This window comes from Streptomyces sp. NPDC059785 (genome assembly GCF_042732375.1).
Classification (GTDB): Bacteria; Actinomycetota; Actinomycetes; order Streptomycetales; family Streptomycetaceae; genus Streptomyces.
The window spans coordinates 25158-38000 of record NZ_JBHWHV010000066.1 but is presented as its reverse complement, the minus strand read 5'-3'; the positions used below and the strand labels follow the sequence as shown (position 1 = coordinate 38000).

Here is a 12843-nt window from a genome sequence, read left to right as displayed (position 1 = left end):
GTCCCAGGGGCCCCGCGCCGGGCGCGGCCGGGCAGGCGTCCCGGGCGACCGCTACTGCCGCAGCGCCCAGCCCCGCTCCCGCAGGGCCGCGCTCAGCACCGGTGCCGCCTGCGGCTCCACCATGAGCTGCATCAGACCGGCCTGCTGACCGGTGGCGTGCTCGATGCGCACGTCCTCGATGTTGACCCCGGCCCGGTCCGCGTCCGCGAAGATCCGGGCGAGCTGGCCGGGCTGGTCGTCGATGAGGACGACCACGACGTCGTACGCGCGCGGCGCCGAACCGTGCTTCCCGGGGACGCGGACCTGGCCCGCGTTGCCCCGGCGCAGGACGTCCTCGATGCCGGTGACGCCCTCCTGGCGCTTGGCCTCGTCGGAGGATTGCAGGGCGCGCAGCGCGCGGACCGTCTCGTCGAGGTCGGCGGAGACGTCGGCGAGGACGTCGGCGACCGGGCCCGGGTTCGCGGACAGGATGTCGATCCACATCGCGGGGTCCGAGCCGGCGATGCGGGTCACGTCGCGGATGCCCTGCCCGCACAGCCGTACCGCCGACTCCTCGGCGTGCTGAAGGCGGGCGGCGACCATGTTGGCGACCAGGTGCGGCATGTGCGAGATCAGCGCCACCGCCCGGTCGTGGGCGTCGGCGTCCATGACGACCGGGACGGCCCGGCAGTGCGACACCAGCTCCAGGGCGAGGTTGAGCACGTCGGTGTGCGTCTCGCGGGTCGGCGTCAGCACCCAGGGGCGCCCCTCGAAGAGGTCGGCGGTGGCGGCCAGCGGACCCGACTTCTCGCGGCCCGACATGGGGTGCGTGCCGATGTACGCGGACAGGTCGAGGCCGAGCGTCTCCAGTTCGCGGCGCGGTCCGCCCTTGACGCTGGCCACGTCGAGGTAGCCGCGGGCGGCGCCGCGCCGCACGGCGTCCGCGAGCGTGGCGGCGACGTGGGCCGGCGGCGCGGCGACGATCGCGAGGTCGACGGGGCCCTCGGGCGCCTCGTCCGTTCCCGCGCCCAGCGCGGCGGCCGTCCTGGCCTGCTCCGGGTCGTGGTCGGCGAGGTGGACGACGACACCGCGCCGGGCCAGCGCGAGCGCCGCCGAGGTGCCGATCAGGCCGGTTCCGATGACGAGCGCGGTTCTCACTGGGCGATGTCCTTGCGCAGGGCGCCCGCGGCGCCCAGGTAGACATGGGCGATGTCGGCGCGCGCCCGGTCGGACTCGATGTGCGCGAGGACCCGTACAACCCGGGGCATGGCGCCCGCGATGTCCAGTTCCTGGGCGCAGATCAGCGGCACGTCGACGATGCCGAGCTTGCGGGCGGCGGCGGCCGGGAAGTCGCTGTGCAGATCGGGTGTCGCGGTGAACCAGATGCTGATCAGGTCGTCCGCGGTCAGCCCGTTCCGTTCGAGGATGGCGGTGAGCAGCTCGCTGACCTGCTCGTCCATGTGCCCGGCCTCGTCCCGCTCGAGTTGCACGGCGCCCCGGACCGCTCGTACCGCCACGGTGATGCTCCTCGCTGATGTACGTACACGACTCGCCCACCAGCGTAGTCAGCCCGCCGGGGGCCGGGGCGGGGCGCCCGCCTGCCGAGACGGCGACCGGGACCGCCGGCCCGCACGAGCCGGCCGCCCGTCCGCCGGGCCCGGTCCGCCGATTCGCCTGGAACATCCGCTTCCGCCACTTGTGACGGGAACGCGTCCGTGCGCCTCTGGACTCCGGGGCCCGCGTCCGCTGTCATGGCAGGAGGCTTGTGGCGGGTGAGCGCGCGGCCCCGCCCGCGGCGCACGGTCCGACCGGGGGGATATCCATGCGACGTTCCGCACCCCTTCTCACCCTGCTCACCGGACTGGTGCTCGGCCTGGTGCTGCTGACGCTCAACGCGACGACGGGGACCAGAGCCTCGTCGTCCGCGCGGGAGGCGTCGCCGGGCCAGGCGGCGTCCCGGAGTCCGGCGGCGTCCCGGAGTCCGGCGGCCTCACCCTCAGGGAGCGCGTCCCCGTCGCGGAGCGTTCCGGCCAACGCGGACTACGCGGGCCGCACCGACGACGACACCTCGGCGGTCGCGGTCTCGATGCGCGGCGGCCGGGCGATCGCCTACTTCTGCGACGGCCGCGACCAGGAGTCCTGGCTGAAGGGCGACGTCGAGGACGACGGCGGCATGCGGCTCACCGGCAAGAACGGCGGCGTGCTGAACGGCACGCTGGAGGAGGGCAGGCGCATCCGCGGCACCGTGGACCTGAACGGCACGCGGTACGGCTTCACCGCCGACAAGGCGATCAAGCCGTCCGGGCTGTACCGGGCGACCGCCACCGTGCGCGGCGCGCTGGTCGACAGCGGCTGGGTGGTGCTGCCCGGCGGCGGCCAGGTGGGCATCACCAAGCGCGACGGCAGGCCGGGGCCCGCGCCGAGGATCGACCCGGAGACCGGCGCCGTGACGATCGACGGCGAACGGCTCACGGCCCGCCCCGTCACCCCCTGACCGACACCGCCCGTCCGCCCGTACGACGCCCGTCCGCCCGTACGACGTCCATCCGCCCGCACACCGCCCATCCGTCCGTCCGTTCTCCCGCAGGGAGCCGTCGATGACCGTGGACCCCAACGCCGCCACGCAGGACTTCCCCTCGCCCGAGCCCGCACGCCGCGAACCGGGGGCGGCCCGCTATCTCGTCCCGGCCCTGGTCGCCGCCGCGGTCGCGGTCGGGCTCGGCGTCTACGGCAAGGTCCACGACCCGGCCGGCACCGCCTTCAATCTCGCCGGGTTCAGCAGTACCGGCGCGGTGAAGTCGTGGCTGGCGACGGCGGCGACCGGCTGCGCGGTGGTCCAGGTGGTCTCGGCCCTCATGCTGTACGGCAGACTGCCGGGCCCGGGCTGGGCACCGGCGCTGCACCGCTGGTCGGGCCGGGCGGCGTTCCTGCTGGCGGTGCCGGTCGCCGTGCACTGCCTCTACGCCTTCGGCTACCAGGACCACGAGCCGCGGGTGCTGTGGCACTCGCTGCTCGGCTGCTTCTTCTTCGGCGCGTTCAGCGCCAAGATGCTGCTGCTCCGCTCGGAGCGGCTGCCCGGCTGGCTGCTGCCGGTCGTCGGCGGGCTGGTCTTCACCGTGCTCACGGTGGTCTGGCTGACGTCGGCGCTCTGGTTCTTCCGCACGTTCGGGGTGACGACATGACGTTCGGGGTGACGACATGACGGACTCACCGATCCGACCGGCGCGGCGGCGGGCGGTGCTCGCGGCGGGCGCCGCGGCCCTGCTCGCCGGATGCGCGGGATGCAGCGAGTACGGCGACGAGGAGGGCGACAGCCGGCCGGCGCCGCCCGCCGAACCGTCCGGGGGCGCCTCCGGCAGCCCCGCCGGTGAGGAGATCGCCAGGACCGACGACGTCCCGGTCGGCGGCGGCACCGTCCTGAAGGAGCGGAAGATCGTGGTCACCCAGCCGGAGGCGGGCCGGTTCAGGGCCTTCTCGGCGGTCTGCACGCACGCGGGCTGCACGGTGGACAGCGTCTCGGGCGGCACCATCAACTGCCCCTGCCACGGCAGCAAGTACCGCCTCGACGACGCCTCGGTGGCCGGGGGCCCGGCCCCGCGCCCGCTGCCACCGGAGCGGATCACGGTGAGCGGAAATTCGATTCGCCGGGCGTGAACGGGCGCATACCCTCCCGACCATGCGACCCGAGGATCTTGTGCGTGACCACACCGTCTACGCGTGCGTGGCCGGCTCCCGCGCCTTCGGCCTGGCCACGGACGGCAGCGACACGGACCGCCGGGGCGTGTTCCTCGCGCCCGCGCCGCTCTACTGGCGGTTCGAGAAGCCGCCGACCCATGTCGAGGGTCCGGCCGAGGAACAGTTCAGCTGGGAACTGGAGCGGTTCTGCGAGCTCGCCCTGCGCGCCAACCCCAACATCCTGGAGTGCCTGCACTCCCCGCTCGTGGAGCGGATCGACGACACGGGCCGCGAACTGCTCTCCCTGCGCGGGGCCTTCCTCTCGCGCCGCGCCCACGAGACCTTCGTCCGGTACGCGTGGGGCCAGCGCCGGAAGCTGGAGGCCGACGTCCGCCAGTACGGCGCGCCGCGCTGGAAGCACGCCATGCACCTGCTGCGGCTGCTCATGAGCTGCCGCGACCTGCTGCGCACCGGCACCCTGACGGTCGACGTCGGCGAGCAGCGCGAGCCGCTGCTCGCGGTCAAGCGCGGCGAGGTCCCGTGGTCGCGGTGCGAGACCTGGATGTCCCGCCTCGCGGCGGAGGCCGACGAGGCGGCCGGGCGCAGCCCGCTGCCCGCGGAGCCCGACCACGCGCGCGTGGAGGACTTCCTGTTCCGCACGCGGCGCGCCTCGGTCCGCTGAAGAAACCGTGGATCCCGTGCGGGGCGTCGTCCTCCGGGAGCCGGCGGGTGCGCGGCCGGCTCCCGGAGGGACGCCCCCCGGAGTGACGACCCGCCGGAGGGGCTCCCCTGTGTCCTCCGGCGGGCCAGTCGTGGCTTCTCACTCGTATCCGTCGCGGCTCAGGAGTCCCAGAGCGCGCCCAGCGACATCAGGTCGCTCTGGTACTCGATCCGGTCGGCCCACTCGCGCGGCCAGGCGTCCGAGCCGTGGTACGCGCCCGCGAACGCGCCCGTCAGACAGGCGATGGAGTCGGAGTCGCCCGAGGTGCAGGCGGCCCGCCGCAGCGCGGTGACGGGTTCGTCGACGAACTGGAGGAAGCACAGCAACCCGGTGACCAGGGCCTCCTCCGCGATCCAGCCGCCGCCGGTGGCCAGGCACGGGTCGCTCTCCGGCGAGACGGTGGCCAGGGCGTGCCGCAGCTGGTCGAGCGCGTCCAGGCACTCGTCCCAGCCACGGGAGATGAAGTGCTCCGGCGTGGGGTCCTGGGAGCGGTTCCAGAGGTCACCGAGCCAGCGGGCGCGGTAGCGGGTGCGGTTCTCGTAGGCGTACGAGCGCAGCCGTCCGACCAGGCCCAGCGGCTCGACGCCCTGCACCAGCAGCCGTACCGCGTGCGCGGTGAGGTCGGAGGCGGCGAGCGCCGTCGGGTGTCCGTGGGTGAGCGCGGCCTGCAACTGGGCGGCGCCCGAGCGCTGTTCGTCGCTCAGCCCCTTGATGAGGCCCAGCGGCGCGACGCGCATGTTCGCCCCGCAGCCCTTGGAGTTGATCTGGCTGGCGTACTGCCAGGGCAGGCGCTCCTCGGCGAGCAGGTCGCAGGCGACCAGGCAGGTGCGGCCGGGCGCGCGGTTGTTCTCCGGGGACACGGACCAGGCGACGAATTCCCGGCGCACGGCCCGCTCCAGGGACTCGGCGCCGAGCGGCCCGCGGTCCATCGCCGTACGCAGCCCGCGGGCCAGCGCCAGCGTCATCTGGGTGTCGTCCGTGACGAGCGCGGGCTCGGGCAGCCGCATCTGCCGCCAGGGCCCGCACTTGGCGAGGATGGCGGGCACCGAGTTGAACTCGGTCGGGAAGCCGAGGGCGTCGCCGAGCGCGAGGCCGAGCAGGGAACCGGTGGCACCGCGCTTGGTGAGCGTCCGGGTCGTCGTCGTGGTCATGAGTGCCGTCCTTCCGGTGTGGGACGCAGCAGGGGCGGATGCAGTGCGGTGGCGCCGGCCGCGCGGTAGAGCGCGGCCGGCTTTCCGCGGCCGCCGGTCAGGCGCGCGGCGCCCGGCACCGGTTCGACGAAGCCCGGCGTGGCGAGGACCTTCCGCCGGAAGTTGGGCCGGTCGAGCACGGTGCCCCACACGGTCTCGTAGACCTGCTGCAACTCGCCGAGGGTGAACTCGGGCGGGCAGAAGGTCGTGGCGAGGGTGGTGTATTCGAGCTTGGCGCCGACGCGGTCGTGGGCGTCGGCGAGGATCGTGTCGTGGTCGAAGGCGAGCGGGCCGAGGGAGTCGAACCGCAGCCAGCGGGCCAGCGCGGCGTCACCGCCGCCGCGCGGCTCGGGCGGGTCGGGCAGCAGCGCGGCGAAGGCCACGGAGACGACGCGCATCCGCGGGTCGCGGCCGGGCTCGCTGTACGTGCGCAGCTGCTCCAGGTGGAGTCCGGAGACGTCCGCCAGGCCGGTCTCCTCGGCGAGCTCGCGCCGGGCCGCCGCCTCGGCCGACTCGTGCGGCAGGACGAAGCCGCCGGGCAGCGCCCAGCAGCCCGCGTACGGTTCCTGGCCCCGCTCGATCAGCAGTGCCTGGAGCACACCCGCGCGGATCGTGAAGACGGCGAGGTCGACGGTGACGGCGAAGGGCTCGAACGCGTACTTGTCGTAGCCCTCGGGCGCGCTGCCGTCGGACACCAGCCCCTCCCAGGTACGCACGCCGCCCACCTCCCGCTTAATAGTCAGAGTGACCAATAGTCATCTCGACTATAAAGAGAATGCCGTACGGGCACAAGCCTTCGGGCCCGGAAATTCGGGCCGGGCATCAGGACGTCACCCGCGACCGGGCCGGGAGAGCCCCCACACGCGCTTCTCCCGGCCCGCGGGACGGGGCGGGCCCCGTACGGCACCCCAGGCGCTCCGCGCCCGCCTCGTCCGCCCTCACGGCCTCGCGACCGCAGAAAGCCGTCGGCCGGTCCCGGGGCAGTCCCGGAACCGGCCGAAGGATGGCGTCTCTGCGCCCGTGGCGCCCGTGGCGCCCGCAGGCGACTACAGATCGACCTCGCGCATCAGCATGCCGACCTCGGTGTTCGACAGCCGGCGCAGCCAGCCCGACTTCTGGTCGCCGAGGGTGATCGGCCCGAAGGCGACACGGACCAGCTTGTCGACCGGGAAGCCGGCCTCCGCCAGCATGCGCCGCACGATGTGCTTGCGGCCCTCGTGCAGGGTCACCTCGACCAGGTAGTTCTTGCCGGTCTGCTCGACGACCCGGAAGTGGTCCGCGCGCGCGTAGCCGTCCTCGAGCTGGATGCCGTCCTTGAAGCGCTTGCCCAGGTCGCGCGGGATGGGCCCGACGATGTGCGCGAGGTAGGTCTTCTTCACGCCGTACTTCGGGTGGGTGAGCCGGTGGGCCAGCTCACCGTGGTTGGTGAGCAGGATGACGCCCTCGGTCTCGGTGTCGAGCCGCCCGACGTGGAAGAGCCGGGTCTCCCGGTTGGTCACGTAGTCGCCGAGGCACTGGCGCCCCTCCGGGTCCTCCATGCTGGAGACGACGCCCGCGGGCTTGTTCAGCGAGAAGAACTGGTACGACTGCGTGGCCACCGTCAGCCCGTCGACCTTGATCTCGTCGTTCCGGGGGTCGACGCGCAGCCCCTGCTCGAGGACGATCTCGCCGTTGACCTCGACCCTGGCCTGCTCGACCAGTTCCTCGCAGGCGCGCCGCGAACCGTAGCCCGCGCGGGCCAGCACCTTCTGAAGCCGCTCGCCCTCCTGCTCGGCGCCCGGGAAGGTCTTCGGCGTCTTCACGTCCTGCTTGTCCGCGTACCGCTCCCGGTTGCGCTCCTCGGTCCGCGCCTCGTACTCGCGGGAGCGCGAGGGCGTCGTACGGCCGCCGCCCTGCCGGCTCTGCTTGGGGCCGCCCTTGGCGCCGCCGCGCGCGGAGCCGCCGCGCCCGGACTTGGGTCCGTCCTGGGTGCCGCCGGGGCCCACGTCGTAGCGGCGCTCCTCGGGGCGGGGCTTCCCGGCGCGCTTCTGCTTGTCGTCGCGCTGGTTCCCGGCCCCCCGGTAGTTCCCGCGTCCGCTGCTGTTCCTGCCGCTACCGCTGCCGCTGCTTCGCATCAAAGTTCCGTCTGGTCGTCTGCGTCGTCTGTCCCCGGCGCATCGGGCGCGTCCGGATCGAACGACGGAACGCCTTCCTGCGTCTCGGCCTCGATCGCGTCCGCCTCGGGGAGGAAGGGCGCGAGCTCGGGGAGCTCGTCAAGACCGCGCAGGCCCATCCGCTCCAGGAAGTAGTTCGTCGTCGTGTACAGGATCGCACCTGTTTCGGGTTCCGTGCCCGCCTCCTCGACCAGACCCCGCTGGAGGAGGGTGCGCATCACGCCGTCGCAGTTCACCCCGCGCACGGCCGACACCCGGGAGCGGCTGACCGGCTGGCGGTAGGCGACCACCGCGAGCGTCTCCAGGGCGGCCTGGGTGAGCCGGGCCTGCTGGCCGTCCAGCACGAAGCGCTCCACGGCGGTGGCGTACGCGGGCCGGGTGTAGAACCGCCAGCCGCCCGCGACGAGCCGCAGCTCGAAGCCGCGCCCCTGCACGGTGTACTCGTCGGCCAGCTCGCGCAGCGCGTCCGCGATCTGCCGCTTCGGCCGCTCCAGGATCTTCGCGAGGTGCTCCTCGGTCGCGGGCTCGTCCACGACCATGAGGACGGCCTCCAGCGCGCCCCGGAGATCGAGGGCCGCGACCCCGTCCGCCTCCGCCGGCGCCCCGCCGGCCCCGCTCGCCCCGCCGGTCAGCTCGCTCACGCCTTCTCGCCCTTCCCGTCCCGCTTCCCGTCCCGCTTCCCGTCCCGTCCGGCCGCCTCGGGGTCCTCCGGCGGCCGGTCGAACTCGTCGGTCACCTTCGGCTGCTCGTCGCCGTCCCCGCCGGTCCAGCGCACCAGCAGCTCCCCGAGGGCGTCCTCCTGGTCGAGGGCCACCGCCTTCTCCCGGTACAGCTCCAGCAGGGCGAGGAACCGGGCGACGACGGTCAGGGTGTCGTCGGTGTCCTCGACCAGCACCCGGAAACTCGCCTCTCCCAGCTCCCGCAGCCGCGCGACCACGAGCTCCGCCTGCTCGCGCACGCTGACCAGCGGCGCGTGGATGTGATCGACGTACACCTGCGGCTTGGGCTTGGGCTGCATCGCCTTGACCGCGAGTCTCGCGAACCCTTCGGCGCCGATGCTGATGACGACCTCGGGGAGCAGGGCGGCGTGCTGGGGCTCGAGACCGACGGTACGCGGGTAGCGGCGGGCCTCTTCCGCCAGCCGCCCGTTGAAGATGTCCGCGATCCGTTTGTACGCGCGGTACTGAAGGAGCCGCGCGAACAGCAGGTCCCGCGCCTCCAGGAGGGCCAGGTCCGCCTCGTCCTCGACCTGGGCGGCGGGCAGCAGCCGTGCGGCCTTGAGGTCGAGCAGCGTGGCGGCGACGACCAGGAACTCGGTCGTCTGGTCGAGGTCCCAGTCGGGGCCCATCGCCCGGATGTGCGCCATGAACTCGTCGGTCACCTTGGACAGGGCGACCTCGGTGACGTCCAGCTTGTGCTTCGAGATGAGCTGGAGCAGCAGGTCGAACGGCCCCTCGAAGTTCGACAGCCGCACCTTGAAGACACCGTCACCGGCGTCGTCGTCACCGGCGTCGTCGTCGCTCTCGTCAGGAGCCGTGACTGTCTCAAGAACCGGAGAGGGCACTTCCGGAGCGGGCACCTCCGGAACGGGCGTCTCCGGAACGGGCGTCTCGGGGACAGGCACCTCGGGAGCGGGCGCCTCCGGAGCGGGTACCTCGGCGGTCGATGCCGGCGGCCGGGCGACCGGAGCGGGAAGCGCGGCTCCCGGGCCCCGCCCCAGCACGCGCCGGCGGCCGGACGGACCGGGGGCCGGGACAGAGGCGTCGTTCGAGGTCATAGCCGTCGCAGGCTACCGCTACCGCCCGCGAAGCCGTCGTACGAGGATGCTCGCGTCCCCGCGGGACTCCAGATCGGCGAGGACCACGGCGACCGCCTCGCGGACGATGCGCCCGCGGTCGACGGCGAGACCGTGCTCGCCGCGGAGCACCAGCCGGGCGTGCTCCAGGTCCATGAGCTCCTCGGCGGAGACGTACACCGTGATCTTCTCGTCGTGCCGCTCGCGGCCGCTCGGGCGGCGCGCGGCGGCCCTGCCGCGCTTGGTGCGGGGCTGGGCGGCTCCGGAGCCCTCCTGCGGCGCCTGGCGCCGTCCGGAGCGTTCCGGGGCCGCCTGGCGGCTGCGGGACTCGCCCGCGTCGGTCGTCTCGGCCTCGGCGGCGACGTGTTCGTCGCCCTCGCCGTCGCCGCCCTGTACGGGCACCGAGTGCGGCGCGTCCTCCGCCGCCGCTGCCGGGTCGCTCTCCCCCGCGGGTGCCGGCACCCTGGCCTCGCCATTGGTCCGGCGCGAGGGCGTGGACGCCTGGAGCGCCATTCCCCCGGTGGTACGGAACAGTTCGTCGGCCCCCGGCAGACTCACTCGGCGTGACACCGGGCGAGCACCTCCCTGGCGAGCTGGCGGTAGGCGGCGGCACCGACGGAGTTGGAGGCGTACGTCGTGATCGGTTCACCGGCGACCGTGGTCTCCGGGAAGCGCACCGTGCGGCCGATCACCGTGTGGTAGACGTGGTCGTCGAAGGCCTCGACGACGCGGGCGAGCACCTCACGGCTGTGCACCGTGCGCGAGTCGTACATGGTGGCGAGGATGCCGTCGAGCTCCAGCTCGGGGTTGAGCCGCTCCTGGACCTTCTCGATGGTCTCGGTGAGCAGCGCGACACCGCGCAGCGCGAAGAACTCGCACTCCAGCGGCACGATCACCTTGTGGGCCGCCGTCAGGGCGTTCACGGTGAGCAGGCCGAGCGAGGGCTGACAGTCGATCACGATGTAGTCGTAGTCGGCCATCAGGGGCTTGAGCGCCCGCTGGAGGGTGGACTCGCGCGCGACCTCGGAGACGAGCTGCACCTCGGCGGCGGAGAGGTCGATGTTGCTCGGCAGCAGGTCCATGTTCGGGACCGCCGTCTTCAGGAGCACTTCGTCGGCCGCCATGCCCCGCTCCATGAGCAGGTTGTAGACGGTGAGGTCGAGCTCCATGGGGTTGACGCCGAGGCCCACCGAGAGCGCGCCCTGCGGGTCGAAGTCGACGAGCAGGACCCGGCGTCCGTACTCCGCGAGCGCGGCGCCCAGGTTGATGGTCGACGTCGTCTTGCCGACGCCGCCCTTCTGGTTGCACATCGCGATGATCTTCGCGGGACCGTGGTCGGTCAGCGGGCCCGGGATCGGGAAGTACGGCAGCGGGCGGCCGGTCGGGCCGATGCGCTCGCGGCGCTGGCGCGCGGCGTCGGGCGCGAGCGTGGCCGCGTACTCGGGGTCGGGCTCGTACTCTGCGTCGGGGTCGTAGAAGTGCCCTTCGGGCAGTTCGTCGTAGTCGGCGAAGTGGGTGTGGTTCTCGCCACTTCCGTTGCCGGCCATGGCGTTCACGTGATGGCCATCCATGCTTTGGTGTGCTGGCTGGGTCAGCCCTGCTTTGTGGTGACTTCGGTGGGCTGCGAAGGTGCGGACAGCGACGGAGCCGACAACCTCGGGCCCCGTCGAGCTCTGGCCCTGTGCCGGCGCTCCTGGTTGACCACCCCCGGGAGTAAATGTCGACTCATTCACAAGTCGTCTTACCTCCTTGGTGACCAGGAAACTTCTAGATAGGTCAGCGTGGCACCATGCCGACGGTTGGCGACTCTATGGCGTGTCACCGGTCCGCAGCAACACAATCCACCGGACCCGGCCCGATGTGTCGGCAACCGAACAACCCTCTGTCAAGGGCGTAAGGCCGTCGCACAGCAGGATTCACGGGTGTGCGAATCGGTGGAAGAGTTACGTTCGAGGCGAGTTGAACGTGTGTCGCAAAGTGACCGGACACACACCGGCCGGACCTTGTCGGGCAAGGTCCGGCCGGGTGCGTGATGTTGACGACCTGTGTTGACGTATCGCCTTTTGCCGGTCGCGGGCGCGCTCCCACGGGTCGGTGGCCGCCCGGAAAGTCGACTCCTGGCGGTGCCGGCGAACTCAGCCGAGCAGACTGTCCAGTTCGACGTGCTCCAGACCGTGGGCCTCGGCGACCTCGCGGTAAACGACCTTGCCGTCGTGCGTGTTGAGCCCCTTGGCGAGCGCGGGGTCGCGGCGCAGCGCCTCCACCCAGCCGCGGTCCGCGAGCTCCACGATGTAGGGCAGCGTGGCGTTGGTCAGCGCGTAGGTCGAGGTGTTGGGCACCGCGCCGGGCATGTTGGCGACGCAGTAGAAGACCGAGTCGTGGACCCGGAAGGTCGGCTCGGCGTGCGTGGTGGGACGCGAGTCCTCGAAGCAGCCGCCCTGGTCGATGGCGATGTCGACAAGAACACTTCCCGGCTTCATCCGCGAGACGAGCTCGTTGGTGACCAGCTTCGGGGCTTTGGCGCCCGGGATGAGCACGGCGCCGATCACGAGGTCGGCCTCCAGGCAGGCCTTCTCCAGCTCGAAGGCGTTGGAGACGACGGTCTGGATCTTCGTACCGAAGATCCTGTCCGCTTCCTTCAGCTTGTTGATGTCGCGGTCGAGCAGGGTCACGTGGAAGCCCATGCCGATGGCGATCTGCGCCGCGTTCCAGCCGGAGACGCCGCCGCCGATGACGACGGCCCGGGCGGCGAGCACCCCGGGGACCCCGCCCGGCAGGACGCCGCGGCCGCCGTTGGCGCGCATCAGCTGGTAGGCGCCGACCTGCGGGGCGAGCCGGCCCGCGACCTCCGACATCGGGGCGAGCAGCGGCAGCGCCCGGTTCGGCAGCTCGACCGTCTCGTACGCGATCGCTGTGGTGCCGGACTCCAGGAGGGCGTCCGTGCACTCCTTGGACGCGGCCAGATGCAGGTAGGTGAAGAGCGTCTGGTCCTTGCGCAGGCGGTGGTACTCCTCGGCGACCGGCTCCTTGACCTTGAGCAGCAGATCGGCGGTGGCCCAGACCTCGTCCGCGGTGGCCAGGATGCGCCCGCCGGCCGAGACGTACTCGTCGTCCGTGATCGAGGAGCCCGCCCCGGCGTTCCGCTCGATGAAGACCTGGTGGCCGTGGCGCACCAGCTCGTGCACACCGGCCGGGGTGATGGCCACCCGGAACTCGTTGTTCTTGACCTCGCGGGGGATGCCGACCTTCACGTCGATCACGGTCCTTGGCTCAGAGGGTTCTGGTGTTGTGCATGCCAGGGCGGTACACACCTCGGGGCAATGCATGTCG

General features: G+C 72.5%; 14 protein-coding genes. 4 read left to right on the top strand and 10 right to left on the bottom strand.

The genetic code is table 11. The annotated features are described in order from the left end of the window. Window positions 1–51 precede the first annotated feature (51 nt). The gene (locus ACFV6E_RS35545) at window positions 52–1137 is read right to left on the bottom strand and encodes a prephenate dehydrogenase (protein WP_385168325.1); all 1086 of its coding nucleotides are present in this window, start codon (window positions 1135–1137) and stop codon (window positions 52–54) included. Beyond that, window positions 1134–1496 carry a chorismate mutase gene (gene aroH / locus ACFV6E_RS35540; protein ID WP_385168327.1) on the bottom strand — a complete coding sequence of 121 codons (363 nt, stop codon included), beginning with the start codon at window positions 1494–1496 and terminating at the stop codon, window positions 1134–1136. Before aroH ends, ACFV6E_RS35545 begins: the two co-directional genes overlap by 4 nt. 305 nt (window positions 1497–1801) lie before the next feature. Between aroH and ACFV6E_RS35535 the strand changes: the two genes are divergently transcribed. The 4 genes from ACFV6E_RS35535 to ACFV6E_RS35520 all read left to right on the top strand — a co-directional run bounded on the left by ACFV6E_RS35535 (window position 1802) and on the right by ACFV6E_RS35520 (window position 4336). After that, the gene (locus tag ACFV6E_RS35535; protein WP_385467348.1) at window positions 1802–2473 is read left to right on the top strand and encodes a hypothetical protein; all 672 of its coding nucleotides are present in this window, start codon (window positions 1802–1804) and stop codon (window positions 2471–2473) included. A gap of 103 nt (window positions 2474–2576) precedes the next feature. Beyond that, a complete protein-coding gene (locus ACFV6E_RS35530) occupies window positions 2577–3161 on the top strand; it encodes a DUF6529 family protein (RefSeq protein WP_385168332.1) in 585 nt (194 codons plus the stop codon). A gap of 16 nt (window positions 3162–3177) precedes the next feature. Further along, on the top strand, window positions 3178–3633 hold the full coding sequence (locus tag ACFV6E_RS35525) for a Rieske (2Fe-2S) protein (RefSeq protein ID WP_385168335.1): 456 nt from the start codon (window positions 3178–3180) through the stop codon (window positions 3631–3633). A gap of 22 nt (window positions 3634–3655) precedes the next feature. Continuing rightward, entirely contained in the window at window positions 3656–4336 is a 681-nt protein-coding gene (locus ACFV6E_RS35520) for a DNA polymerase beta superfamily protein (RefSeq protein WP_385467345.1), read from the top strand. A 158-nt stretch (window positions 4337–4494) separates the two neighbouring features. On the opposite strand, the gene ACFV6E_RS35515 is transcribed toward ACFV6E_RS35520, so the two are convergent. The 8 genes from ACFV6E_RS35515 to ald all read right to left on the bottom strand — a co-directional run bounded on the left by ACFV6E_RS35515 (window position 4495) and on the right by ald (window position 12764). Next, entirely contained in the window at window positions 4495–5526 is a 1032-nt protein-coding gene (locus ACFV6E_RS35515; protein WP_385168338.1) for an ADP-ribosylglycohydrolase family protein, read from the bottom strand. After that, window positions 5523–6281 (bottom strand): NUDIX domain-containing protein, encoded by a 759-nt coding sequence (locus ACFV6E_RS35510; RefSeq protein WP_385168340.1) that lies wholly within the window; start codon window positions 6279–6281, stop codon window positions 5523–5525. The genes ACFV6E_RS35515 and ACFV6E_RS35510 overlap by 4 nt, the downstream gene beginning before the upstream one ends. Window positions 6282–6611: 330 nt before the next feature. Next, window positions 6612–7679, bottom strand: coding sequence for a pseudouridine synthase (locus ACFV6E_RS35505; protein ID WP_385168343.1), 1068 nt, complete (start codon window positions 7677–7679; stop codon window positions 6612–6614). Next, a complete protein-coding gene (scpB, locus tag ACFV6E_RS35500) occupies window positions 7679–8359 on the bottom strand; it encodes an SMC-Scp complex subunit ScpB (RefSeq protein WP_385467342.1) in 681 nt (226 codons plus the stop codon). Before scpB ends, ACFV6E_RS35505 begins: the two co-directional genes overlap by 1 nt. Then, window positions 8356–9495, bottom strand: a complete 1140-nt coding sequence (locus tag ACFV6E_RS35495) for a segregation/condensation protein A (RefSeq protein ID WP_385467339.1) — start codon at window positions 9493–9495, stop codon at window positions 8356–8358. The genes scpB and ACFV6E_RS35495 overlap by 4 nt, the downstream gene beginning before the upstream one ends. A gap of 18 nt (window positions 9496–9513) precedes the next feature. Next, complete coding sequence (locus ACFV6E_RS35490; protein ID WP_385467336.1) at window positions 9514–10083, bottom strand: hypothetical protein; 570 nt, start codon at window positions 10081–10083, stop codon at window positions 9514–9516. Further along, the gene (locus ACFV6E_RS35485) at window positions 10068–11246 is read right to left on the bottom strand and encodes a ParA family protein (RefSeq protein ID WP_385168351.1); all 1179 of its coding nucleotides are present in this window, start codon (window positions 11244–11246) and stop codon (window positions 10068–10070) included. The genes ACFV6E_RS35490 and ACFV6E_RS35485 overlap by 16 nt, the downstream gene beginning before the upstream one ends. Window positions 11247–11648: 402 nt before the next feature. Then, window positions 11649–12764 carry an alanine dehydrogenase gene (gene ald, locus ACFV6E_RS35480; protein ID WP_385168385.1) on the bottom strand — a complete coding sequence of 372 codons (1116 nt, stop codon included), beginning with the start codon at window positions 12762–12764 and terminating at the stop codon, window positions 11649–11651. Window positions 12765–12843: the final 79 nt, after the last annotated feature.